Source organism: Streptococcus sp. FDAARGOS_522 (assembly GCF_003812445.1).
Classification (GTDB): Bacteria; Bacillota; Bacilli; order Lactobacillales; family Streptococcaceae; genus Streptococcus; species Streptococcus agalactiae.
The window spans coordinates 194,512-218,537 of the sequence record NZ_CP033808.1 but is presented as its reverse complement, the minus strand read 5'-3'; the positions used below and the strand labels follow the sequence as shown (position 1 = coordinate 218,537).

General features: G+C 35.2%; 20 protein-coding genes. 2 read left to right on the top strand and 18 right to left on the bottom strand.

What is annotated here, in order from left to right:
- Nucleotides 1-64 precede the first annotated feature (64 nt).
- Genes EGX70_RS01095 through EGX70_RS01085 form a run of 3 tightly spaced genes read right to left on the bottom strand, consistent with a single transcriptional unit; the run spans nucleotide 65 to nucleotide 4,113 of the window.
- Nucleotides 65-1,819 carry an ABC transporter ATP-binding protein gene (locus EGX70_RS01095; protein WP_123947837.1) on the bottom strand — a complete coding sequence of 585 codons (1,755 nt, stop codon included), beginning with the start codon at nucleotides 1,817-1,819 and terminating at the stop codon, nucleotides 65-67.
- Nucleotides 1,809-3,626, bottom strand: coding sequence for an ABC transporter ATP-binding protein (locus EGX70_RS01090; RefSeq protein WP_000481821.1), 1,818 nt, complete (start codon nucleotides 3,624-3,626; stop codon nucleotides 1,809-1,811). The genes EGX70_RS01095 and EGX70_RS01090 overlap by 11 nt, the downstream gene beginning before the upstream one ends.
- Nucleotides 3,627-3,672: 46 nt before the next feature.
- Entirely contained in the window at nucleotides 3,673-4,113 is a 441-nt protein-coding gene (locus EGX70_RS01085; protein ID WP_000431168.1) for a MarR family winged helix-turn-helix transcriptional regulator, read from the bottom strand.
- A 268-nt stretch (nucleotides 4,114-4,381) separates the two neighbouring features.
- Between EGX70_RS01085 and EGX70_RS01080 the strand changes: the two genes are divergently transcribed.
- On the top strand, nucleotides 4,382-6,454 hold the full coding sequence (locus tag EGX70_RS01080; protein WP_000726914.1) for a bifunctional metallophosphatase/5'-nucleotidase: 2,073 nt from the start codon (nucleotides 4,382-4,384) through the stop codon (nucleotides 6,452-6,454).
- Nucleotides 6,455-6,490: 36 nt separating this feature from the next.
- Here EGX70_RS01080 and EGX70_RS01075 read toward each other — a convergent pair whose 3' ends face one another.
- Complete coding sequence (locus tag EGX70_RS01075; RefSeq protein ID WP_000594936.1) at nucleotides 6,491-6,901, bottom strand: peptide deformylase; 411 nt, start codon at nucleotides 6,899-6,901, stop codon at nucleotides 6,491-6,493.
- A gap of 69 nt (nucleotides 6,902-6,970) precedes the next feature.
- A complete protein-coding gene (gene gdhA / locus EGX70_RS01070; protein WP_000200448.1) occupies nucleotides 6,971-8,320 on the bottom strand; it encodes an NADP-specific glutamate dehydrogenase in 1,350 nt (449 codons plus the stop codon).
- Nucleotides 8,321-8,487: 167 nt separating this feature from the next.
- Here gdhA and EGX70_RS01065 point away from each other — a divergent pair, with 167 nt between their 5' ends.
- Nucleotides 8,488-8,997, top strand: a complete 510-nt coding sequence (locus tag EGX70_RS01065; RefSeq protein WP_000870955.1) for an HdeD family acid-resistance protein — start codon at nucleotides 8,488-8,490, stop codon at nucleotides 8,995-8,997.
- A 40-nt stretch (nucleotides 8,998-9,037) separates the two neighbouring features.
- On the opposite strand, the gene EGX70_RS01060 is transcribed toward EGX70_RS01065, so the two are convergent.
- From EGX70_RS01060 to EGX70_RS01000, 13 genes are all read right to left on the bottom strand, one after another.
- Complete coding sequence (locus tag EGX70_RS01060; protein WP_001227932.1) at nucleotides 9,038-10,807, bottom strand: ABC transporter ATP-binding protein; 1,770 nt, start codon at nucleotides 10,805-10,807, stop codon at nucleotides 9,038-9,040.
- 4 nt (nucleotides 10,808-10,811) lie between these two features.
- Entirely contained in the window at nucleotides 10,812-12,551 is a 1,740-nt protein-coding gene (locus EGX70_RS01055; RefSeq protein ID WP_000323506.1) for an ABC transporter ATP-binding protein, read from the bottom strand.
- A gap of 66 nt (nucleotides 12,552-12,617) precedes the next feature.
- Nucleotides 12,618-13,091, bottom strand: a complete 474-nt coding sequence (locus EGX70_RS01050) for a GNAT family N-acetyltransferase (protein ID WP_000586885.1) — start codon at nucleotides 13,089-13,091, stop codon at nucleotides 12,618-12,620.
- Nucleotides 13,088-14,956: an ABC-F family ATP-binding cassette domain-containing protein gene (locus EGX70_RS01045; RefSeq protein ID WP_001279326.1), complete on the bottom strand. Its 1,869-nt coding sequence runs from the start codon at nucleotides 14,954-14,956 to the stop codon at nucleotides 13,088-13,090. The genes EGX70_RS01050 and EGX70_RS01045 overlap by 4 nt, the downstream gene beginning before the upstream one ends.
- A 10-nt stretch (nucleotides 14,957-14,966) precedes the next feature.
- Nucleotides 14,967-16,175, bottom strand: coding sequence for a CCA tRNA nucleotidyltransferase (locus EGX70_RS01040; protein WP_001238960.1), 1,209 nt, complete (start codon nucleotides 16,173-16,175; stop codon nucleotides 14,967-14,969).
- Between the two features lie 184 nt (nucleotides 16,176-16,359).
- On the bottom strand, nucleotides 16,360-17,208 hold the full coding sequence (locus EGX70_RS01035) for a DegV family protein (protein ID WP_000761620.1): 849 nt from the start codon (nucleotides 17,206-17,208) through the stop codon (nucleotides 16,360-16,362).
- The gene (locus EGX70_RS01030) at nucleotides 17,208-17,588 is read right to left on the bottom strand and encodes a DUF1149 family protein (protein ID WP_000452063.1); all 381 of its coding nucleotides are present in this window, start codon (nucleotides 17,586-17,588) and stop codon (nucleotides 17,208-17,210) included. Before EGX70_RS01030 ends, EGX70_RS01035 begins: the two co-directional genes overlap by 1 nt.
- 71 nt (nucleotides 17,589-17,659) lie before the next feature.
- The gene (locus tag EGX70_RS01025; RefSeq protein WP_000178080.1) at nucleotides 17,660-18,193 is read right to left on the bottom strand and encodes a hypothetical protein; all 534 of its coding nucleotides are present in this window, start codon (nucleotides 18,191-18,193) and stop codon (nucleotides 17,660-17,662) included.
- A 50-nt stretch (nucleotides 18,194-18,243) separates the two neighbouring features.
- A complete protein-coding gene (locus EGX70_RS01020) occupies nucleotides 18,244-18,738 on the bottom strand; it encodes a DUF2127 domain-containing protein (protein ID WP_000598909.1) in 495 nt (164 codons plus the stop codon).
- A 188-nt stretch (nucleotides 18,739-18,926) separates the two neighbouring features.
- The gene (locus EGX70_RS01015; RefSeq protein WP_000701403.1) at nucleotides 18,927-20,891 is read right to left on the bottom strand and encodes a fructose-specific PTS transporter subunit EIIC; all 1,965 of its coding nucleotides are present in this window, start codon (nucleotides 20,889-20,891) and stop codon (nucleotides 18,927-18,929) included.
- On the bottom strand, nucleotides 20,888-21,799 hold the full coding sequence (gene pfkB / locus EGX70_RS01010; RefSeq protein WP_029140711.1) for a 1-phosphofructokinase: 912 nt from the start codon (nucleotides 21,797-21,799) through the stop codon (nucleotides 20,888-20,890). The genes EGX70_RS01015 and pfkB overlap by 4 nt, the downstream gene beginning before the upstream one ends.
- The gene (locus tag EGX70_RS01005; protein WP_000920253.1) at nucleotides 21,796-22,539 is read right to left on the bottom strand and encodes a DeoR/GlpR family DNA-binding transcription regulator; all 744 of its coding nucleotides are present in this window, start codon (nucleotides 22,537-22,539) and stop codon (nucleotides 21,796-21,798) included. The genes pfkB and EGX70_RS01005 overlap by 4 nt, the downstream gene beginning before the upstream one ends.
- 130 nt (nucleotides 22,540-22,669) lie before the next feature.
- Nucleotides 22,670-23,905, bottom strand: a complete 1,236-nt coding sequence (locus EGX70_RS01000; protein ID WP_000175198.1) for an aminoacyltransferase — start codon at nucleotides 23,903-23,905, stop codon at nucleotides 22,670-22,672.
- Nucleotides 23,906-24,026 lie beyond the last annotated feature (121 nt).

Genomic DNA, 24,026 nt, shown 5'->3' with positions numbered 1-24,026 from the left:
AACTTAAGGCAAACTAAAAAGGAATGAGAATTTTTTCTTCCCATTTCCTTCTAAAATGTTCATGTTAAGCTGATTCGAATTGAGAATTATACAGATCAGCATAAAAACCACTTTGAGACATCAAAACATCATGACTGCCTTGCTCAATGATATTCCCATCTTTCATGACCAAAATCAAATCTGCGTTTTTAATCGTTGATAAACGATGTGCGATAACAAATGATGTTCTTCCTTCCATAAGTTTGTCCATAGCTTTTTGAATTAACTCTTCTGTACGTGTATCAACAGATGAAGTTGCTTCATCTAAGATAAGTAAGGGAGAATTTTCCAAAAGAGCTCGAGCAATGGTTAATAATTGCTTTTGTCCAACTGACAATGTCACAGCGTCATCAAGGACAGTATCATACCCTTTAGGTAGTGTCATTATAAAATGATGTACACCGACTGCCTTAGCAGCTTCTTGAACCTCATCGTCACTGATTGTCGTCTGATTAAAAATCAAATTTTCTTTAATAGTTCCCTCAAACAACCATATATCTTGAAGAACCATCGAGAAAGCATCATGAACTTGACTACGTTTCATGTCTTGGATATTGATGTCATCTATGGAAATACTACCTGAATTAACATCATAAAAACGCATCAATAAATTAACAATTGTCGTTTTACCTGCGCCAGTTGGTCCTACAATAGCAACTTTCTGACCAGGCTGTGCCTCCGAAGTAAAGTCATGAATAATAGTCTTGTTATCACTATAACCAAACTTGACATGTTCAAAGGACACATACCCCTTAAACTTAGGAAGATTTAACACTTTGTGCTTATCCTCTTGCATATTTGTTTCATTTAAAAATTCAAAAACACGTCCCATGGCTGCACTAGCAGACTGTAATTGTGTAATTCCTTGAGCAATCTGACCAATAGGCTGTGTAAAAATACGAACATAGGTCATAAAAGCAACAATTGTACCCATAGTAATTGTTCCTTTGATAGCTAACATGGCACCAACCACACACACCATCACATAACCAAAATTACCAATAAACTGCATCAGAGGCATCATAATTCCAGAGAAAAATTGTGATTTCCACATGGAACTGTGAATTTTATCATTTAATAGTTGAAAATCTGACTTAGCCTGCTGTCTTGCGTTATGACTAGTAACAATGTTATGTCCTGAGTAAATTTCTTCTACATATCCAGATATATTAGCCAAATTCATCTGTTGCTTTTTAAATAAAGGCTGACTCTTCACCATAATGATTGAAGAAAGAGCGAATCCTGAAAATACCGATATAATCGCCGTTGTTGCTAAATGCCAATCTGTTTTGAACATCATAATTAATGAACCAATCAATAATACTGTAGATGCAACCATAGTAACTAAACTTTGGTTAAAAGACTGTGTCATCAAATCCACATCATTTGTAACACGAGATAAAGTATCACCTTGAGTATGGCTATCAAAATAACTCAAAGGTATTTTATTGATTTTATCAGCAATAGCATTGCGCATGCCTTGAGCAAATTTTTGAATAATAGTCGTTACAATAAAACTTGCTAGATAGGATACTAATGCACCTAAAACATATAATACTGCCAATTGCCCTGCAATATGACCGATTTTGGCTAAGTCAATATTACCAGCCAAGCCTTTTACCATAAGATCCGTCATCTCTTTAAGACGGTCTGGTCCTATAACTGTTGTCAAGCTTGATAAAGTTGCTAACACAATTGCTAACGCAAAAAGAAGTTTGTAACCTTTGAGGTACGGAGACAAATTAGAGAAAAAAGACGTTTTTTGTGATTTAGTTTTCATTTTCCAATTCCTCCTTAGACAATTGAGAATAGGCTATCTCTTGATACACTTCATTATTTGATAACAATTCCTTATGTGTTCCTTGCCCAACAACTTTACCTTGATCTAGCACTAAAATGAGATCAGCATCCATGATAGTTGAAATGCGTTGAGCGACAATTAATTTCGTCATAGCAGCTGTTTTTTCTTTCAGCTCATGGCGTAAAATATGATCTGTTTTATAATCTAACGCTGAAAATGAGTCATCAAAAATGAGAATTTCAGGGTGACGTGCTAAAGCACGTGCAATTGCCAAGCGTTGTTTTTGTCCTCCTGAAAAGTTACTACCACCTTGAGCGACTTCTGTATCTAATCCTTTTTCTTTAGCCTCGATAAATTCTTTAGCTTGCGCTAATTCGAGTGCTTGCCAAATTTCTTCATCACTAAGTTCCTCCCTGCCACTCTCTCCCAAAATCATATTAGAACGTACTGTCCCACTAAAGAGAACAGCTTTCTGTGGAATATAGCCAATTTTATTATTCAAATCATTGTGAGAGTATTCCTTTATATCAATGCCATCAAGTTTAATTGCCCCCTCTGTGGCGTCATAAAAACGTGGAACTAAATTGACTAAAGTGGATTTTCCAGAACCTGTAGACCCAATAAATGCCACTGTCTGACCAGTATCTGCTTTGAAAGATACATGTTCAATAACCGCTTCAGAATCTTTACTATAATGAAATGACACATCTTGAAACTCAATTTGACCTTTTTGTGCACTTTGAATATGACTATTTTCTTTAAAAGTTACTGTTGGGGCTAAAGTTAGTACCTCATTAATACGTCTAACCGATACTAAAGCACGAGGCATGATGATAAAAATAGCTACCATCATCATAAATCCCATAACAACTTGCATAGCATAAGATGAAAAAACAACCATGTTTGAAAAAAGATCCACTCGATCAGTGATAGCTGATTTAGCAGCCAATACAGATACACTTGTTCCTGTAACTTTAGGCACAGAGATATCATTAATCAAATAAGAGCCAATCCAATAAATAGCTAAAGTCAATCCAGATGAAACCACTGTCATCACAGGATTCATAAGCGACATCAATCTATAAACAAAAAGGTTCAATTTTGTTAAATCGTCATTTTCACGTTTGAACTTATCTGTTTGATACTTTTCAGCATTGTAGGCACGAATAACTCTAACACCAGAGAGTGCCTCTCTAGTAGTTGCATTAAGCGCATCTGTAAAACCTTGGATTTGACGTTGTCTCGGAAAAGCGAGTAAGAGTAGAACGCTAAGTAATATCATAACGATAATAACCGCTACTCCAACTGCCCCAGTCCATTGATCGCTTTTACCCCAAATTTTAGTCAAAGCCCATATTGCCATAATTGGTCCACGGGTAACAACCTGCATTCCCATTACAATAAGGATCTGTAGCTGAGTCAAGTCGTTAGTTGTGCGCGTTAATAGAGAGGGGATAGAAAATCGCTTAATTTCTGCATCAGAATAATCCATCACATGGTTAAAAATATCTGAACGTAATCGACTAGTAAAACTAGCTGCTGTCCTAGCACCTAAAAAACCTACCATTACTGCTACTAAAAAACTACCAAATGAAAAGGCAAGCATTTTTAGTCCAGGATCCCAAAGAGCCTCTAACTTTGTACCTTTAGTTTGCAACATACGTGTGATATCAGACATATATTCTGGAGTCTTTAGGTCCATCCAAACCGCTAGACACACTAATATAGTACTCGCCACAATCATCAACCATTCTTTACCATTGAGTCGCTTGAAAATATTAAACATCGCAAACTCCTTTTACTTTCATATTTATCCTATTATCCTAAAATAGTTAATCAAAATCTTCCATCGCCATATTTTTAGCTAATGTTCTAATAACCTTTTTGGTAGTACGTATCTCTTCTTTAGTAATACCTGCTAACATGGTACTGTGCAATTTTTCTAAGAAAATTTCAAATTGTGTAGCCTTTTGTTTACCTAGATGAGTCAAATAAAGGTATTTCACACGCTTATCTGTCTTAGATGGAACAATCGCAATAAATCCATTTTTTTCCATCCGTTTTACCAAATTAGAAGCTACAGACTTAGAGATGTGTAAAATTTCTTCAGCATCTTTTATAGACATATCCTTGTCAGGATGTTTATAGAGATGCATCACTAAGTGTCCTTGTGGACCCGCTAAATGTTCAACATCATACTCTTTTGCATAACGATCTAAATACTTTTCAAGTTGATTAACAAGTATTCGTGCTTTTTGAAGAGGATTCTCCATAATAATACTCCTTTAATAGTTATCGTGAGAACTATTTTAAAACAACCTTTATTAATTGTCAATTAAAAGTTACCGTGAGAACTATTTTTACATTAATATTTCTAAAAAAAACCTATCATTCGTCAAATAAAAAATGATTTCGCTTACTTTTTAATATTAAAAATATATGTTCGCTTTTTATATTTTTAATTATAAATTTATATTGATTTTTAATGTAAATGATAGTAAAATACAAATGTAATATTTATTTAATTTACAGGAGATTTAAATGAAAAAGAAAATTATTTTGAAAAGTAGTGTCCTTGGTTTAGTCGCTGGGACTTCTATTATGTTCTCAAGCGCATTCGCTGACCAAGTCGGCGTCCAAGTTATAGGCGTCAATGACTTTCATGGTGCACTTGACAATACTGGAACAGCAAATATGCCTGACGGAAAAGTTACTAATGCTGGCACTGCTGCTCAATTAGATGCTTATATGGATGATGCTCAAAAAGATTTCAAACAAACTAACCCTAATGGTGAAAGCATTAGAGTTCAAGCTGGTGATATGGTTGGAGCAAGTCCAGCTAACTCAGGGCTTCTTCAAGATGAACCAACCGTTAAAACATTTAATGCAATGAATGTTGAGTATGGCACATTAGGTAACCATGAATTTGATGAAGGTTTGGCAGAATACAATCGTATCGTTACTGGAAAGGCCCCTGCTCCAGATTCTAATATAAATAATATTACGAAATCATACCCACACGAAGCTGCAAAACAAGAAATTGTAGTGGCAAACGTTATTGATAAAGTTAACAAACAAATCCCTTACAATTGGAAACCTTACGCTATTAAAAATATTCCTGTAAATAACAAAAGTGTGAACGTTGGCTTTATCGGAATCGTTACCAAAGACATCCCAAACCTTGTCTTACGTAAAAATTATGAACAATATGAATTTTTAGATGAAGCTGAAACAATCGTTAAATACGCCAAAGAATTACAAGCTAAAAATGTCAAGGCTATTGTAGTCCTTGCTCATGTACCTGCAACAAGCAAGGATGATATTGCTGAAGGTGAAGCAGCAGAAATGATGAAAAAAGTCAATCAACTCTTCCCTGAAAATAGCGTAGATATTGTCTTTGCTGGACACAATCATCAATATACAAATGGTCTTGTTGGTAAAACTCGCATTGTACAAGCGCTCTCTCAAGGAAAAGCCTATGCTGACGTACGTGGTGTCCTAGATACTGATACACAAGATTTCATTGAAACCCCTTCAGCTAAAGTAGTTGCAGTTGCTCCTGGTAAAAAAACAGGTAGTGCCGATATTCAAGCCATTGTTGACCAAGCTAATACTATCGTTAAACAAGTAACAGAAGCTAAAATTGGTACTGCCGAGGTAAGTGGCATGATTACGCGTTCTGTTGATCAAGATAATGTTAGTCCAGTAGGCAGCCTCATCACAGAGGCTCAACTAGCAATTGCTCGAAAAAGCTGGCCAGATATCGATTTTGCCATGACAAATAATGGTGGCATTCGTGCTGACTTACTCATCAAACCAGATGGAACAATCACCTGGGGAGCTGCACAAGCAGTTCAACCTTTTGGTAATATCTTACAAGTCGTCGAAATTACTGGTAGAGATCTTTATAAAGCACTCAACGAACAATACGACCAAAAACAAAATTTCTTCCTTCAAATAGCTGGTCTGCGATACACTTACACAGATAATAAAGAGGGCGGAGAAGAAACACCATTTAAAGTTGTAAAAGCTTATAAATCAAATGGTGAAGAAATCAATCCTGATGCAAAATACAAATTAGTTATCAATGACTTTTTATTCGGTGGTGGTGATGGCTTTGCAAGCTTCAGAAATGCCAAACTTCTAGGAGCCATTAATCCCGATACAGAGGTATTTATGGCCTATATCACTGATTTAGAAAAAGCTGGTAAAAAAGTGAGCGTTCCAAATAATAAACCTAAAATCTATGTCACTATGAAGATGGTTAATGAAACTATTACACAAAATGATGGTACACATAGCATTATTAAGAAACTTTATTTAGATCGACAAGGAAATATTGTAGCACAAGAGATTGTATCAGACACTTTAAACCAAACAAAATCAAAATCTACAAAAATCAACCCTGTAACTACAATTCACAAAAAACAATTACACCAATTTACAGCTATTAACCCTATGAGAAATTATGGCAAACCATCAAACTCCACTACTGTAAAATCAAAACAATTACCAAAAACAAACTCTGAATATGGACAATCATTCCTTATGTCTGTCTTTGGTGTTGGACTTATAGGAATTGCTTTAAATACAAAGAAAAAACATATGAAATAATAAAAATAGGTTTGGATATTTTATCCAAACCTATTTTTATATCAATATGCCTTCCAAATGATCTAACTCGTGTTGACAAATTTGAGCTGGAAAATCTGTCAACTTGATTTGCTGTTCTTTCCAATTGATATCACGATAAGAAATCGTAATGTGACGATATCGTTGTGTACTTCTGCAACCTACGAGAGAAAGGCAGGATTCTTCTGTCTCATATGGATCCGATTTTGCAACTAATACAGGGTTAAACATTACTAAATTTGTAATACCCACATTGATGATAATGACACGCTTCAGACTACCAATCATATTTGCTGCCATACCTACACAATAATTTTGATTAGCATGCAAAGTATCCTGTAAATCTTTTGCTAAGCTCACATCTGCTCTACTAGCCATTTGTGATTTTTGTTGTAAAAAGAAAGTATCTCTAACAATTGGTTTTATCATTTATTTTAACCTAACTCTATTATGATAATACTAGTATACCATAGGTTAGCTAAGGACTATGATAAGAGATTAAACAATACCTTGTGCAGACATAGCTTGAGCAACTTTTAAAAAGCCTGCAATGTTAGCACCTAGAACCAGGTTACCACTATCGCCAAATTCATCAGTCGCTTCGGAAGCATTCACAAAAATAGTTTTCATAATACGTTGCAATTCTTGATCAACTTCTTCAAAAGTCCATGCCCTACGACTAGAATTTTGTGCCATTTCAAGCGCTGAAACAGCTACTCCTCCTGCATTGGCAGCTTTAGCAGGACCAAAAGCAACCCCTGCCTTTTGGAAAACTTTAATAGCACCCAAGGTAGATGGCATATTTGCTCCTTCTGTTACTGCCAAGACACCATTTTCAACTAATAACTTAGCGTCTTCTTCGTCTAATTCGTTTTGAGTAGCACACGGGAAAGCTAAATCTGCTTTAATAGACCAGATACTACCTTGATCTGCTGGTGTGAAATTAGCTTTTGGATGTTTCTCTGTATATTTGACAATACGTGCTCTTTCAACCTCTTTTATCTGTTTCAAAGTTTCAAGGTCAATACCATCTGGATCATAAACATAACCTGAAGAATCTGACACAGCTACAACAGTTGCACCCAACTCTTGTAATTTTTCAGTAGCATAAATAGCCACGTTACCAGATCCCGAAACCAGTGCAACTTTGCCAGTTAAATCTTGACCACGCGCTGCTAGCATTTCTTTAGCAAAATAGACTGCCCCATAACCAGTTGCTTCTGTACGAACCAAAGAGCCACCATAAGTCAGACCTTTTCCGGTTAAAACACCATTTTGATAACCATTTAAACGCTTATATTGACCATAAAGGTAACCAATTTCACGTCCACCTACTCCAATATCGCCAGCCGGCACATCTAAATCTGGTCCAATGTATTTTTGAAGTTCGGTCATAAAACTTTGTGTGAAACGCATCACTTCATTATCTGATTTCCCTTTTGGATCAAAGTTCGACCCTCCTTTGCCACCACCAATTGGTAGACCTGTCAGTGAATTCTTAAAAATTTGTTCAAATCCTAAAAATTTGACAATAGATTGTGTTACTGTAGGGTGAAAACGTAAACCACCTTTATAAGGACCAATAGCTGATGAAAATTGTACACGATATCCTCGGTTAACTTGAACCTGACCTTTATCATCTACCCATGGAACTCTAAAAGAAATCACGCGCTCAGGCTCAACCAAACGTTCTAAAAGATTTTCTTCAATGTACTGAGGGTATCTATCAAAAACTGGTACTAGTGACTCAAAAACCTCTTCAACCGCTTGTAGAAATTCTTCCTCATGCTCATTTTGCTTCTTCACTTTCTCTAAAACACTTGCTACATATGTCTTTCCGCTTGTCATTTATTTTCCTCCGTATTGTTTTAATATAGTTAGCATTATAAATTGTCAGAATTTTCTTGTCAACTATTTGCTATGGTATCATTCTTAGGAGCAATTTTAAAGGTAATTCTTTGACTTTTACTGACTTTCGTTCTATAATGAGACAAATATTTGATTGGAGTATCTATATGAAATGGTTCCCACTTGTTGGAGGTATAATTGCCTTATTAGCTGGCTTCTATCTCTTTATAAATCCTGTAACGGTTGTAGCAACTCTGGGTTGGTTCATTGCTTTATTTATCTTTATTTATGGCATTTCAAATTTAGTACGCTACTTGCAAGCTGATTCTTATCACCGTAGCCCTTGGTATCTGGTTCAGAGTATCCTTGCTATTATTTTTGGTATCATTTTACTATCCAGCTCAGCAATGTCACTTTCAAATACTGTCATGACTATTTTAGCATACTGGCTACTGGTATCTGGTATTTTACGACTTTTGGGTGGTTTCCAAATGCAAAAAATTAATTTCCCAGGTGCCAAATCCTATAAACGTTCGGCTTATATTGCACTCATTTTAGGTATTATTTTACTGATTCAACCTACCTTATCAGCAGCCATCATTGGAAGATTTGTAGCCTTTATATTAATAGCAATTGGAGCTTCGGCTATTTACACTTTTACTCGTATTAATTATTAAAAGGACATGTTTCATGTCCTTTTTTTATCTATTGATGACGTCATTTACTATTTGAAAATTGGCTATTATATAATTCGTAATAAAATCCTTTATCTGCTAGGAGGTGCTGGTGATTACCTTGTTCGATGATTTGACCATCCTTTAGAACTAAAATGTTGTCTGCCTCTTGAATCGTTGATAGACGGTGTGCAATGACAAAACTAGTTCTTCCTTCCATCAATTTTTTCATAGCTTTTTGAATAAGCAATTCCAACCTTGTATCAACAGATGAAGTCGCTTCATCTAAAATTAAAATTTTAGGATCTGCTAATAAAGCACGTGCAATAGTCAACAGTTGCTTTTGTCCTAAGGAGATATTGCTTGATTCTTGATTCATCACCATATTGTAGCCACCAGGTAACGTTCGAATAAAGTGGTCAACATTCGCAGCTTTGGCAGCAGCAACTATATCCTCATCACTGGCTTCAAGATTACCGAATCTAAGATTTTCTTTTATTGTACCTTCATATAACCAAGCATCTTGCAACACCATGCCAAATTGTTGCCGGAAATCTTGGCGTGATAGGTGTCTAATATCGTGACCATCTACGGTGATAGCACCTTCACTAACATCGTAGAATCTCATGAGTAAGTTTATAAGTGTTGTCTTACCTGCACCTGTTGGCCCTACAATTGCAATCATTTGCCCTGGTTCTACGTTTAAGTTAAAGTCGCGGATAAGTGGCTTATCCGGAGAATAGTGAAAATCGACACCATGAAAGCTGACTTGACCGGTTAAGTCATGGCTCAATTTTTCAGTGACTTGATTGGCTTCCTCTTCTTCATCTAAGACTTCAAAAATACGTTCTAAGGAAGATTTTGCACTTTGCAAAACACCTGCTAATTGTGTAATGGTTTGAACGGGTTGACTAATTTGCCAAACATACTGCACAAATGCCTGCATGTTACCAATTGTTAAGGTACCAGCAATAACTTGTAAACCGCCAACAAATGCAATGATAAGGTAAATAAAATCAGAGATACCATTCAATACTGGCATCATAATTCCTGAAATGAAGCTAGCTTTGAAACCTACATGACGTAGATTATCCGTTATATCACGAAATTCTTGACTAGACGCCTCTTCTCTACCATATAATTTTATGATATTGAAACCAGTTAATTTCTCTTGTACAAAACCATTCAGTTCTCCCAGAATCTTTGCCTGTTCTTTAAAGTAAGGTTGGGATCTTTTTAGTATCGCTTGTGCACTAAAATAAGTTACAGGAATACAAGCAATGATAATCATGGCTAATGGTACATTTAGATAAAGTACCATAACGACTACTAAAATAATACTTAAAAAAGCATTGATAATCTGTAAAAAGCTCTGTTGTAAAGCATTTGAGACCGTTTCAACATCACTTGTAAAACGTCCCAACATATCTCCAAATTGGTGCTTATCAAAATACGATACAGGAACTTTATTGATTTTATGATTCAAATCATGACGGATATCACGGATACTTTTTTGAACGACAGTAGTCATAAAATAATTTGAGCCATAAGAACCTAATTCATAGAAAACACCTCTGAAAAAATAAATAATCAAAATACCAGCAATATAAGGAACGTTCAATTCTGCCCCAGAAACTCCCTTAGCCATATCAACAAGGTTAGCAGTCAACTCTGTTATCGCTAACCCTAAAATAAAAGGCTCCAGAACGCTCATAAAACTAGATAAAACTTTCAAAAAAATCGCTAAGAAAAGAGTAGCTTTGTAGCGAGTTAGGTAAGACCATAATCTCAAAAAAACAGATTTTTTTCTCATACAATCACTCTCCTTCTGATAAGTTTTGGTTCTTCAGTTGTGACTCAGCGATTTCACGATAAATAGCATTATTTTCTATTAATTGAGCGTGGGTACCACGACCGACAATTTCGCCTTCATCAAGGACAATAATCTGATCAGCATCCATAATCGTACCCACCCTTTGAGCAACTATCAAAACTGTAGAATCACCGGTTACTTCTTTTAGACGCGCTCTTAAAGTAGCGTCTGTCTTATAATCGAGAGCAGAAAATGAATCATCAAAAATATATAAATCTGGATCTTTAACAACAGCCCTAGCAATAGATAACCGTTGTTTTTGACCCCCAGAAAGATTGCTCCCACCTTCAGCTAAATGCGTTTCAAAGGCTTCTTGGTGACTCTCAATAAACTCTTTAGCTTGAGAAATATCAACCGCTTGTCTAAGATCATCAATAGTAGCATCAGCTTTTCCATATTTTAAATTCTCTCCTATTGTCCCTGTAAATAAAAGAGCTTTTTGGGGGATAAATCCAATCTTTTGGCGAAGTGATTTAAGGTTATAATCTCTTACATCAACTCCATCTACTAAGATTTTTCCAAGTGTCACATCATAAAAACGTGGAATCAAATTAACAAGAGAAGATTTTCCTGAACCTGTTGAACCAATAAAAGCAATTGTTTCTCCAGGCTTAGCTTTAAAAGAAATATCATGCAAAACGGGACTCTCTGTTTCTCCTGGATAAGCGAATGTTACATTATCAAATTCTAAATGCCCTTTAAGTTTCGTATCCGTAACACCTTCGGCATTAGGATTGATAGAGATTGGCATATCCATCACCTCTCTAATACGATGGCTTGATACCACCATACGAGGATACATAGTAAAAAGATTGGCAAATAGCAAAAATGAAAAGAGAGCATGGAAGCTATATTCGATAAAAGCAACTAAATCCCCTATTTTAATAGCACCTCTTTGTAAGGGATCCAAAGCAAACCAAACGATAGCCACAATCATTGCAATAATAATTTGAACGAAAAGTGGTTCTGTTAGCCCTGTTAATTTAAAAAGACCAGTTGAAGTATCTGTGTAACGTTGGTTAGCGACTTGAAATTTTTGTGATTGAAAATTCTCTCTTGCAAAGGCTCTAACAACGCGTAACCCTGTTAAATTTTCACGAACATATTGATTGATTTTATCAAGCATAGTCTGTTGTCTTTCAGATAAAGGTTTTGTTTTTATAGCTACATATAAAACGACTCCTACCAAAAGAGGCATCGCAACCGCTACAAGCCAAGCCAAAGATGGACTCGTAATTAGTATCATAACCACGCTAAAAATCATTACCATAGGAGTTACTAGGCCTAAACGTAAAGACATTTCAGCAAATTGCATCAAAACAAAAGTATCGCTTGTCATACGTGTCACTAGTGAAGATACACCTATCTGTTCATATTCATGATGGGAGTATTCTTGAAGCTTAGCATACATATCATTACGCATATCTCTAATCATTGTTGTCGTTAAGCGACTAGATGCGTAAGCCATCGTAATACGCCCAATAATACCTAGTACAACAAATATAAACATGATGAACGTCCACAGATAAACTCCAGTCCGATCACCTTTTGTAACGCCATTATCAATCATACCCGCTAAGGCTGTGGGCATTCCTAGGATAACCGTCACAAAAAGCATAGCTCCTAGTAAATCAAGCCATAACCAATTGGGGTACCTTTTCAAATAAGACCAAATATATGCCATATATGTCTCCTTTTCTTTCCTCTTATCTCAAAATAATTAATCCATGTTCACTAATCCACTTTCAACTTATAAATCTTTAATCATCCAAATATCCATAGCTGTATGACCTTGATCATTTGCTATTGGTTGCGATAAGGCACAATATCCCATATGCTTATAAACCGCAGTTGCCCTACTCAAAGTACTGGCTGTCTCTAAATAAAGTTGTCTATACCCAATTTTTCGAGCTTCTACTTCAATCATTTTCACTAAATCAGTAGCAAGCCCCTTACCACGGAAACGTTCTGCAATGTACACCTTCTGCATCTCTGCAATTAGATTTTTCAGCGGACCAAAGCCGCCACAGCCAATAATCTCATCTCTCTCCTCAATGACAAAGAATCCTGACTTCTCTATTTTTTCGTAGTATGAGGTCAAATGATCTAAGTGAGGGTCTGAATATGCTGTATCAGGTTTATCTAAATCATAGGCGCGTAAACTTTGTCGAATTAATTGTGCAACTGCTTGGTCATCATTTTTAATAATCGGACGGATAATCATGTGTCTAACTCACTAAGGTACTCATAACGGTCATACTTTTCTAGAAGTGCTTCATTTTTTGCATCTAATTCCTTTTGTAAATCAGATAACCTTGTAAAATCACTACCACATGTTTGCATATCATTTTCTATACGAGTGATAGTATTTTCCAATATCATAATATCGTCTTCAATTGTCGCCCATTCTTGTTTTTCAAAGTAAGACATTCTTTTACGACTTTGCTTTTCACGACTTGTCTTGGTACTCTCTTTTTTACTGATAACTTCATTATTTTGCTCATTAAATGCTTTTTCATCTAAATAATCAGTATAATTACCAAAAAATTCACGGATATCGTTATCTTCAAACGCAATAATTTTATTAGCCACTTTATCTAAAAAGTAACGATCGTGACTAACTGTAATCACAGGACCACCAAAGCCTTGTAAAAAATTTTCAAGAACAGTTAATGTAGCAATATCTAAGTCATTTGTCGGCTCATCAAGTAGTAACACGTTAGGCTTTTCAATCAGGATTTTTAAAAGGTAAAGTCGTTTTTTCTCACCACCTGATAATTTTGCAATTTGTGTTCCATGTGTCGAACGTGGAAAGAGAAATTGTTCCAATAGTTCTGTCACACTTGTTGTACCGACACTAGTTTTAACCTCATCTGCAACCTCTTGCAAATAATTAATAACACGTTTTGAGCCATCCATATTATGAAGTTGTTGTGAAAAGTAACCTACACGTATCGTTTCACCAATAGAGACATTACCCGAATCCGGCTGTAAATCTTGAACAATTAAATTAAGTAAGGTTGACTTTCCAACACCATTATCTCCAACGATGCCAATACGGTCTTTATTTTGAATTAACAAATTAAAGTCTTTCAAGATAGATTTATCTGGGTAAGAAAAAGAGACATTTTCAAAATTAATAACCTTTTTCCCAATTCGACTTGTTTCAAATGTCATTTCCAAATCGCTTGTATCGCTTGTTTGGTGTAAATCGTTTTTTAGATTTTGAAAACGATTAATACGAGCCTGTTGTTTCGTTGCACGAGCTTGTGGCTGAGTACGCATCCAAGCTAGTTCCTGTTTATAAAGCTGTTTCTTTTTATGTAAACTAGCAGCATCACGCTCGTCTTGTTCTGCACGAAGTCGGACATAATCCTGATAATTGCCTTGATATTCTGTAATCTGTGCCTTATCTAATTCAAAAATACGTGTTGCAACATTGTCTAGAAAATAACGATCATGAGTTATAAAAAGCACTGTCTTTTTACTATTTTTCAAAAAATTCGTTAACCATGCAATAGTGTCAATATCTAAGTGGTTAGTAGGTTCGTCTAAGAGCAATAAATCTGCATCATTTAATAATACTTGCGCTAATTGAACACGTCTTCGTAATCCTCCTGATAATTCACCAACCGACAACTGCAAATCAGTAATACCTAATTTGGATAATACTGTTTTGACTTCGCTCTCAATAGACCAAGCATCTAAAGAATCCATTTCTGCCATTACTTTCTCTAGACGTGATTGCTTACTTTCTTCGTAGTGATTAAGCAATAATTCATATTCTTTAATTAAAGCCATCTCTCTTAAGTCAGAAGAAAGTACGGTGTCCAAAATTGTCTGAGAATCATCAAAGTCTGGTTCTTGTTTTAAATAAGCAATCTTATAATCATTAGCTGATGAAAAAGGGGAACGATCACCATCAAAACCTAATTCACCCGAAATAACATCTAATAGTGTTGTCTTTCCAGTTCCATTGACACCAATAATCCCAATACGGTCTAAACTATGGATGATAAATGAAACATTACTAAAGACCGTCTTATCACCAACCGACTTAGTCAATCCATCTACTAAAAAATCGCTCATATAATCCTCTCTAATCCATCAAGTACTGCTTAACAAAATGTAAAATAGCCTCTTCTTCATTAATCAGTTGTCCTAAAACAATGGCTAATTCAATTTGAGAGATAATATCTCCCATCTGTGGACCAGGTTTTATTCCTAATTTCTTGATTAAGGTGCCACCATTGACAACTATCTCATGCCTATCATGGATTGCTAACTCACTATCTAGTTGTTCTATTTTTTCGAAATCAACCATCAAGCCTCTTGCTTTGCGAATACCTTCCGCTTGTTTTATTATAGTTTTTCCATAACGATAAAGATGTTCTTTAGTCAATCCCATTTGTTCACGAATACGATAAACATCCACTATATGCTCAACATCTTTTTGAAAGTGAGTTGATGTCTTCCATTTTTTTAAAAAAGTCTTTGTGTGTTCAACTTCCATACTCAAGATGAGTGATGCCCAAGCTTGTTCTGATGTCTCAAATAAAAAATCTTTATCTAACTGGGACAAAAAGGCGCTTAATTGTAATTCCCTATTTTTTAAGCATGGTAGATAATTAAAAGCATGACTATCTATTAGTGCCAGCATTCCTTTACGCCAATAAGGTGCTAATAGAAGTTTATCAAATTCAATAAAAGAACGCTCAACAGATATTTTCTCCAATAATGACGCGTGCTTTTTCATTGCCTCAAAAGTTGTTGTTTCGATATCAAAATTTAGACTAGCAGAAAAACGCAAACCTCGCATAATTCGAAGAGCATCTTCATTAAAACGCTCACTGGCGAGTCCTACTGCTCTAAGAAGGTGATTATCTAAATCATCCAATCCATGAAAGAGATCAATAACTTCTCCATCTTCATTTAAAGCAAAGGCATTAACTGTGAAATCTCGACGTTTTAGATCTTCTTCTAGCGACCTAACAAAATTGACCTGACTCGGACGCCTATAATCAACATAAACCTCCTCAGTCCTAAAAGTGGTAATCTCATATTCACCACCTTTTTCCAATACTAAGACTGTTCCATGTTCAATACCAACATCAACTGTCCTTTTAAAAATCTGCTTTGTTTCTTCTGGATAAGATGACGTTGCTATATCAACATCATGAATTGGACGGTCAAGTAAAACATCCCGAACACTACCACCTACAAAGTATGCTTCATAACCGGCTTTTTTTATCTTTTTTAATATTGGTAAAGCCTTCTGAAACTCAGAAGGCAAATAATTTAATCTCATCATACTATTCCAAATCTAAACGAACTAAAGTCGCATTATTATTTCTTATAAATGGATTCAGAAACAAAAAGAACTGCCTAAGGGACACTCCCTACCTACTCAAATTATCAAAAAAGAATCTCCTAACTTCTTCTTTGATATCTGCAATAAGGATCAACCTCCAAGCAACTCTTTTTATCACACATCAATTTTTTGGGGTAATACCAAAGGCAACCGCACCTTCACCAAGATGAGTTGCAATAACGCCACCAAATGATACAATTTCTAAATCGTCTTTAAGACCAGCTTTAGCTAACAAATTATATAATTGTTCTGCCTTATCTTGTGCTCTAGAGTGAATAATAGCAATATCATATTCACCATCTGCTGTCATTTCTTTGACAATCTCAGCCAAGCGTTTTAAGGCTTTTTTCTCTGTACGCACTTTCTCATAGACAACGATTTTACCTTCTTCATTAAAATGTAAGACCGGCTTGATACTTAAAAGGTTACCAATGATAGCTGAACCGTTTGACAATCTACCACCTTTTACTAGATGATTCAAATCATTAACAACAATAAATCCTTCAATTTTTTCAATTTGTGATTGTATCTTGTTAACTATGACATCAAAATCCATCCCTTCACGTGAACACATCAAAGCATTTCTAACTAAATTGCCCTGTGGTGCTGAAGTTATTTTAGTATCCGGAAAAGCAATTGTCAAATTTGGATGTTCTTCAATAAGAAACTGAATATTCTGCCAGAAACCTGATATCCCCGCTGCAATGAATAAACCAAGGACGTGTGTATACCCTTCTTTCTCCAATTGACATAAGAGATCATCTAGTTCAGCTAAGCTAGGCTGACTTGTTTTAGGTAATTCTTTTGATGCCGCTAGCTTATCATAATATTGGTCTAATGTCAGATTTTGTCCCTCAATATAAGTTTTACCATCAATGATAATTGGAATATCTAAAACATAGACATCTTCATGATTTTCGATAGCCTCAGGCAAGTAAGCTGAGGTATCCGTAATAAGTGCTAATTTCATTAACTATTAAACTCCAATGTTACTCCTGGTCTATCTAAAGCAATTTCTGTAACTTCATAAGTCAGACGTTTAACGATTTCTAAAAGAGGAGCTGCTAGATTCTCAACTTCATCTTGACTAAACTCACTAGGCTCATTGATAAGGCGCCCTTGGATATGAGCCATTTGTGAAATGACACCAGAAATAACAAACTCATCACGTACAATAACAAATTGTAACACTGCTACAATGCTCGTTACTTTTGCTGCTTCATCTCTATTAGCTAATTGGAAAGTAACTTCAAAATTGGTTTTTGGGGTACCATTTTCCTCTTCCCATTCTAAATTGCGCGCATCATAGTGGTATTGATTGACAAATTCTTGTTCACGAATGACTTCCATGTATTTTCTCCTTGATAGACAATATGTATTATTATAGCATAAATTTGTAGATTCTTAAAGCAGGTGGGAATCTAGAACTTCTTCTTAGGATGTCTATCAATCACTTCTTGATTGTTACTCAAGGCTGCTAAACCTTTTTCTGTAAGTGCCAACCCTCTGACAACAAACAACTTCCCTAATTCCTCTTCTGTAAAAGCAATAGCTATTGCCTGATCTAAATCAGAGCGTTTCATCTTTGACAAGCCTTTTACGTTTTTTTCTTTTAAGAATAGTTTTAAAAGTGGAGCAGATAAGTGATCTAAAGAATCAAGCGGTGACTCCATTCTTACAAATCCATTTTTTATTAAAAATTCTAGGTGTTCTTTTCCATTTATACCATAAATGTATTCAAAATATTTTGAAAAACTTGTTTCAGTTGTGAAAGTTCCAAACTGTATACGCCATAATAAGATAATATCTCCAGGCAAGAGTCCTTCACTAGTTTCTTCCATATTTTTCCTAGGAACAACTTTACTAAAATTAATTTCAGCCAAGTCTCTTTCAGGTGAGATATAGGGGATATTAGGATAATTTTTGTAAATTTCTTCAATAGTTTTCATAGTCATATTGTAGCAAAAAAGCGCTTATAAAAACAAGCGCTAAGGCATGGGGGAAGTCACCTTTTTGAAAAATTCAATTTCATTTTCTGATATTCTAACCATGTTAAAATTATCATGATAACATCAAATACACATAGAAAAATCATTAAAATGCTATGACTAGAAAAATATTCCCTTAGTTGGAAAATGATAAACCCAACGAAAACTAAAATTGATAAAGGGTAAGCAAATAATTTCTCTTTATGTAATAAAATAAGTGCTACTAATTTGATACCGCCATGAATTAATAGATAGATAGCGGCTAAATGACTAGCCGAATCATTAATATAACTGCTTATTTTCAAGAAATGAGCAGAAATAAAACCATGAATCCCACCGTGAACTTCACCTTCAGTTAAAAGAAATAGGAGATGTTTTATTTGTGTAGGTTTAAAATAATATAATAAAACGCCAGCTACTACTTGTCCGACTGCAAATAGCGTTTTTAGATACAACATAATTGAAAAACTTGTATCAACTAGTTTTGTTTCTTTTTCATTCCATTTAATCATTGCTTACCTCCTTTCCTCAATCATATTATCCATTTTTTTGCTTAAATAAATCATATCCTATTGAAAAAAGATTAGCAATTATTAATGATTAATCTACCATTCTTTTACAACATAAAAAGGCGAATAGACCCAATAACGATAGTTTATTCACCTTTTATTCAATGTAAATTTGGATAAGTTGAGATTAACTATTTTGTTTTACGGAACAAGCCAAAGAGTACACCTGAGACTACCGCTCCAATTAGAATAAATAGAATATAAAGTAAAGGATTACTTGTTAATGCGATGACAAAAATCCCTCCATGAGGAGCCATCAACTTGATACCAGCTAAACCAACAAGTGCTCCAGTTAAGGCTGAACCTACAATAAAGCTAGGGATTGCACGAGCTGGGTCAGCAGCACCAAACGGAATAGCACCTTCAGTGATAAAAGATAACCCCATAACGATATTTGTTAGACCAGATTGACGTTCTTCATTATTAAATTTATCTTTAAATAATAAAGTTGCCACAAATACTGCTAACGGTGGAACCATTCCTCCAGCCATTACAGCTGCCATAACAACAGAGCCGCCATTTGCAACAGTTGCTGCAAGAGTACCTGTACCAAAAACATAAGCTGCTTTATTAACAGGCCCACCCATATCTACAGCCATCATACCACCAACTAGTAAGCCCATCAAGACTGCTGAACTACCAGATAAACCTTGTAAGAAAGTGTTAAGAGCTGTGTTGATAGCTGCCATTGGAATGTTTACGAGCAACATCAAGAAACCTGTAATCAAAACACCTAACAATGGGTATAGAAGAATTGATTTAATACCTTCAAGCGATTTTGGGAGACCTGAAAGTAATTTTCTAAGTAGTAGGATAACTCCACCAGCTAAGAAACCACCTACTAAAGCCCCTAAGAAACCTGATGGCACACCTGCTAATGCTAAGGTTGCTTTCCCACCTTCTGCAAAAGGTACTTTACCGAATGCCAGTCCACTTGATGCAATTGAACCAGCTACGAAGCCAGCTACTAGTCCTGGTTTTTCAGCTATTGAATAAGCGATATAACCTGCCAATACTGGTAACATAAATGCAAATGCTGCGCCACCGATATTTTTGAATAAGGCTGCAATTTCATGGTATGAACCTAAATTACTTAATTGGTCTTTTGGTACACCAAGTATGTTATCAAAAAGGAAAGCAATCGCAATCATAATACCACCACCAATAACGAATGGTAACATTTGTGATACACCACCCATAAGGTGTTTATAAAAAGCAGAGCCTAAGCCTGATTTTCCATCAGATTCACCTGATTGTTTATCATTTTGATTTTTTGCATGATAGGTTTGTGCCTTATTATCGAGAATAATGTTAATTAAGTCTTCACTTTTTTTAATACCATCAGCTACCGGACGTGATACCAAAGGTTTGCCATCAAAACGATCCATCTCTACAGCCTTATCTGCTGCAATAATAACACCCTTAGCCCTTGCAATATCACTTGAAGTCAACTTATTTCCTACACCAGAAGCGCCATTTGTTTCAACTTTAATACCTACACCCATTTCAGCTGCTTTTTTCTTTAAAGCTTCTTCTGCCATATACGTGTGGGCAATTCCCGTAGTGCAAGCTGTTACTGCAACAATATAATCTGAACCTTTACTTGTTGATTGTACTGTTTGTGGAGCTACTGTTTCTTGAGAAATGCTATTACTATCAAAAGTAGCAATAATGTCATCTGGCGTTTTTGCTTGACGTAATTGATCAGCGAACCCTTCTTTTAAAAGATATTTAGATAGTTCTGCCAAGGCAGCTAAATGCGTATCATTAGCACCATCTGGCGCAGCAATCATAAAGAATAAATCAGTTGGCTGTCCATCAAGTGCTTCGTAATCAACACCTGATGCAGATTTTGCAAAAAGGACAGTAGCTTCTTTAACGGCAGCATTTTTACTATGTGGCATAGCGATACCATCACCTAATCCAGTTGATGTTTGTGCCTCACGCTTCATGATACCATCTTTAAAAATAGCAAAGTTTGTCACAACACCTGTGTCAACTAATTTTGTAATCATTTCATCAATTGCAGCCTCTTTACTGGTTGCTTTTAAATCCATAATCATAACTTCTTTTTTTAGTAGGTCTTGGATTTTCATAATTTTTCTACCTCAACTTTATTATAAATATCTTGGATAAACTCAGCTGTTGCTAAATCATCTGAGAAAGTGGTTGCTGTACCACAAGCTACGCCCCATTTTAGTGCTTCTACTGGATTTTTTGACTTAACAAATTCTCCTGTAAAGCCAGCTACCATTGAATCACCAGCCCCAACGGAATTTTTCACTTCACCCTTAATCGGTTTTGCAAAATATGAAGCTTCTGGAGTTACTAACAATGCACCATACCCTGCCATAGAAACGATAACATTCTTAGCTCCTTTATCTAGAATCTTATGTGCATATTTTTCGATATCAGGCAGACCTTCTAGCTCTACGCCAAAAATATCTGCTAATTCATGGTTATTCGGTTTTACTAAAAGAGGCTGATAAGCAAGAGCGTCTAAAAGTGTCTGACCTTCAAAATCGCAAACAACTTCCGCTCCTGTCTTTTTAGCAATTGGAATCAATGTATTATAGACCTTATTTCCAAGGCTAGCTGGTGCTGAACCTGCGAAAACTACTGTGTCCTCAGGTGTTAGTCTCGAAAGAAGTTTCTCTAGACGATGAAGTTGTTCATTTGTTATCCTAGGACCCCCGCCATTGATTTCAGTTTCAATTTTTGCTTTTACTTTAACGTTGATACGTGTATCTTCATTAACAGAAACAAAGTCAGTTTTGATACCTTCTGATACAAGTCCATCTTCAACAAAATGTCCTGTAAATCCACCGATAAAACCTGTAGCAGTATTGTCAATTTTTAAGCGTTTTAATATGCGACTAACATTAATTCCTTTACCACCTACATATTTATCATCGCTAGTCATACGGTTAACACTACCCAACAATAGTGTATCTAGACGAACAATAAAATCAATCGATGGATTTAATGTTACTGTATAAATCATACTTGAATCACCTTCATTTTCTCTTTTATTATTGTCATAAGTTCTGAATCAGTCTTATTAGTTACTAAATTAATGTCATTTATCTCTTTCACTTTAGCAAATGTAACTTGTCCAATTTTAGATGAATCCATTAGAATAAAGGTTTGTTGACTATTATTAATAATAGCTTCTTTAATAGCAGCTTCTTCTAAATCTGGTGTAGTTAAATAAACTTCATCTATACCATTCATCCCCAGAAAAGCTTTGTCAACCGTTATCTGCCTAATCTGATTAATGGCTACCTGGCCAATACTAGCATCTGTTGAATGTTTAACCGCTCCTCCGATAATGATTGTTTTTATCCCTCTATCAACTAACTTTGCAGCATGATGAATAGAATTCGTCACCACCGTTAATTGCTCGTGAGGGAGAAAATCAATTAATAATTCTGTCGTAGTTCCGGCATCAATAAATATAACATCTTGCTTTGCTATCAGCTTTGCAGTTTGTCTAGCAATATCCAATTTTTTTTGAACGTTTTTGATAGCTTTTTCTTGATTACTTAATTCCTGGCCAAGTGAGTATGGTAATTCAGCACCACCATGCACCCTTTTTAAAAAACCTTCAGATTCAAGTTCATCTAAATCCCTGCGAACTGTAGATTCAGAAGTCTCTAAGATAGACGTTAATTCATCTAAAGTAACACTCTTATTTTGCTCAAGTCGTGATAAGATAATTTCTTTTCTCTTTGACTTTAGCATAGTCCCTCCTTGAATTGAAATCGTTTGCAATTTAATTATATCTCTTTTTCTTTCAATGTCAAGCATTTTCTTCCAAAAACTATCAATAAACTAAAAAAGCCTAATCTAAAGATTAGCTTTTACAAATACTTTAATTTCTCTTCAAAACCTTTTTAAGAAGCTGAATTCCTTTGTATTTAAAAGGACTTGGATAATAGTTAAAAGTTCCCATTTTACGAATGATATAACCATTAAAATTCTGTTTAAAGCGAAGAATACTATCTGAACCATCAAAAGTTCCCTGAATACCTAGGAGGTTATAGAAAGTAGAACCTCTTTTGAGAGCCTCTTGCATAACATATTCCTGAAGAACTGCTGGTGCATAAAATTTATTAAATTCTGTGTAGGATCCTGAAAAGAAATAAACTGTCTCCTTAAGACTATAAACAAATAGACTACCAGCTAAAACAACGTCTTGGTTATCATACTTTTGAATAAATGACTGAACTTCTTGTCGTCGTGTTTCAAAACTAGCCAGTTGATTAATTATTTCAGAGCGTTGCCTATGATACTTAGGAGAGTCTGCATTTTCCCTAAAACGTTCATCAAGCAATTTAAGCTTATTTTCCAATGCTTCAGCTTTTATTTGCAAGTTATGGTCGTATTCTCTAAAATTTAAAGTGGCAATCACAAATTCAGCCTTGCCTTCAAAGCTATCGTAAAAATCTTGATAATAATCTAAGGACTTATCCATATAATCACGTCTATTTGACGTAGAAGTTGTTATCTCTTTAAATAAATGTAGCTCATCACGTTTAAGAACGCGAACCTTGATTCCAAAAGACATTGCTTTCTTAACCAAAGCTCGTCCTGTCTTAGAGAATGAAGATAGTAACGTTTCAGAAGTGACACCTTCTAAATTTTTAACATAGTGCCAAGATAAATATTTACCAGTAAAACCAGTTGTTAAACCATCATGGTGATAACCTGAACTGGTAAAATCTTCAATCAGATTATCATTTCCCTGATTACTAGGAACTCCCGAACTAGTGAATAATTGGTAATCATCATAAGGCTCAACTATTAATTCTAGAACACCGTTGGATTTGGCATAGCCTTGCAATGCTTTATAAAATTGTTTTAGATACTTAGAATTTGAATGAACTGGTCCTGAATCAATTTTCATTTGAAAACCACCAGTGACTGGCATAATATAAGATAAACTGATTATCTCTAGTTTATTTTCTACTTGATATCCCAAATACCTAACATCATAGCCGCGTTTTTCTAAAAGTTTAGCCATCTCAGGTGTTTGTAAAAATGATTGTGAATCATAATTTCCTGAATGTTCTTTAAATTCTTCTATTGTTAATTCTCGAAGCGTCATAAATACCTTTCTTAACTATTTCCTACTTTTCTCCACATTCTATCTATTCGATACTATCCAAATAATATAATTTTGACGTAAATCTCCACTGTTTTTTCCAACACACATAATATTAGTAAAG

What these genes read in the sequence shown, in the direction of transcription:
- EGX70_RS01040 (WP_001238960.1), bottom strand. Translation starts at nt 16,175, where the DNA reads ATGAGATTAAATTATTTGCCTTCTGAGTTTCAGAAGGCTTTACCAATA.
- EGX70_RS01085 (WP_000431168.1), bottom strand. Translation starts at nt 4,113, where the DNA reads ATGGAGAATCCTCTTCAAAAAGCACGAATACTTGTTAATCAACTTGAA.
- EGX70_RS01050 (WP_000586885.1), bottom strand. Translation starts at nt 13,091, where the DNA reads ATGATTATCCGTCCGATTATTAAAAATGATGACCAAGCAGTTGCACAA.
- EGX70_RS01090 (WP_000481821.1), bottom strand. Translation starts at nt 3,626, where the DNA reads ATGTTTAATATTTTCAAGCGACTCAATGGTAAAGAATGGTTGATGATT.
- EGX70_RS01035 (WP_000761620.1), bottom strand. Translation starts at nt 17,208, where the DNA reads ATGAAATTAGCACTTATTACGGATACCTCAGCTTACTTGCCTGAGGCT.
- EGX70_RS01030 (WP_000452063.1), bottom strand. Translation starts at nt 17,588, where the DNA reads ATGGAAGTCATTCGTGAACAAGAATTTGTCAATCAATACCACTATGAT.
- EGX70_RS01025 (WP_000178080.1), bottom strand. Translation starts at nt 18,193, where the DNA reads ATGACTATGAAAACTATTGAAGAAATTTACAAAAATTATCCTAATATC.
- EGX70_RS01075 (WP_000594936.1), bottom strand. Translation starts at nt 6,901, where the DNA reads ATGATAAAACCAATTGTTAGAGATACTTTCTTTTTACAACAAAAATCA.
- EGX70_RS01060 (WP_001227932.1), bottom strand. Translation starts at nt 10,807, where the DNA reads ATGAGAAAAAAATCTGTTTTTTTGAGATTATGGTCTTACCTAACTCGC.
- EGX70_RS01000 (WP_000175198.1), bottom strand. Translation starts at nt 23,905, where the DNA reads ATGACGCTTCGAGAATTAACAATAGAAGAATTTAAAGAACATTCAGGA.
- EGX70_RS01020 (WP_000598909.1), bottom strand. Translation starts at nt 18,738, where the DNA reads ATGATTAAATGGAATGAAAAAGAAACAAAACTAGTTGATACAAGTTTT.
- EGX70_RS01055 (WP_000323506.1), bottom strand. Translation starts at nt 12,551, where the DNA reads ATGGCATATATTTGGTCTTATTTGAAAAGGTACCCCAATTGGTTATGG.
- EGX70_RS01005 (WP_000920253.1), bottom strand. Translation starts at nt 22,539, where the DNA reads ATGCTAAAGTCAAAGAGAAAAGAAATTATCTTATCACGACTTGAGCAA.
- pfkB (WP_029140711.1), bottom strand. Translation starts at nt 21,799, where the DNA reads ATGATTTATACAGTAACATTAAATCCATCGATTGATTTTATTGTTCGT.
- EGX70_RS01080 (WP_000726914.1), top strand. Translation starts at nt 4,382, where the DNA reads ATGAAAAAGAAAATTATTTTGAAAAGTAGTGTCCTTGGTTTAGTCGCT.
- EGX70_RS01095 (WP_123947837.1), bottom strand. Translation starts at nt 1,819, where the DNA reads ATGAAAACTAAATCACAAAAAACGTCTTTTTTCTCTAATTTGTCTCCG.
- EGX70_RS01065 (WP_000870955.1), top strand. Translation starts at nt 8,488, where the DNA reads ATGAAATGGTTCCCACTTGTTGGAGGTATAATTGCCTTATTAGCTGGC.
- EGX70_RS01045 (WP_001279326.1), bottom strand. Translation starts at nt 14,956, where the DNA reads ATGAGCGATTTTTTAGTAGATGGATTGACTAAGTCGGTTGGTGATAAG.
- EGX70_RS01015 (WP_000701403.1), bottom strand. Translation starts at nt 20,891, where the DNA reads ATGAAAATCCAAGACCTACTAAAAAAAGAAGTTATGATTATGGATTTA.
- gdhA (WP_000200448.1), bottom strand. Translation starts at nt 8,320, where the DNA reads ATGACAAGCGGAAAGACATATGTAGCAAGTGTTTTAGAGAAAGTGAAG.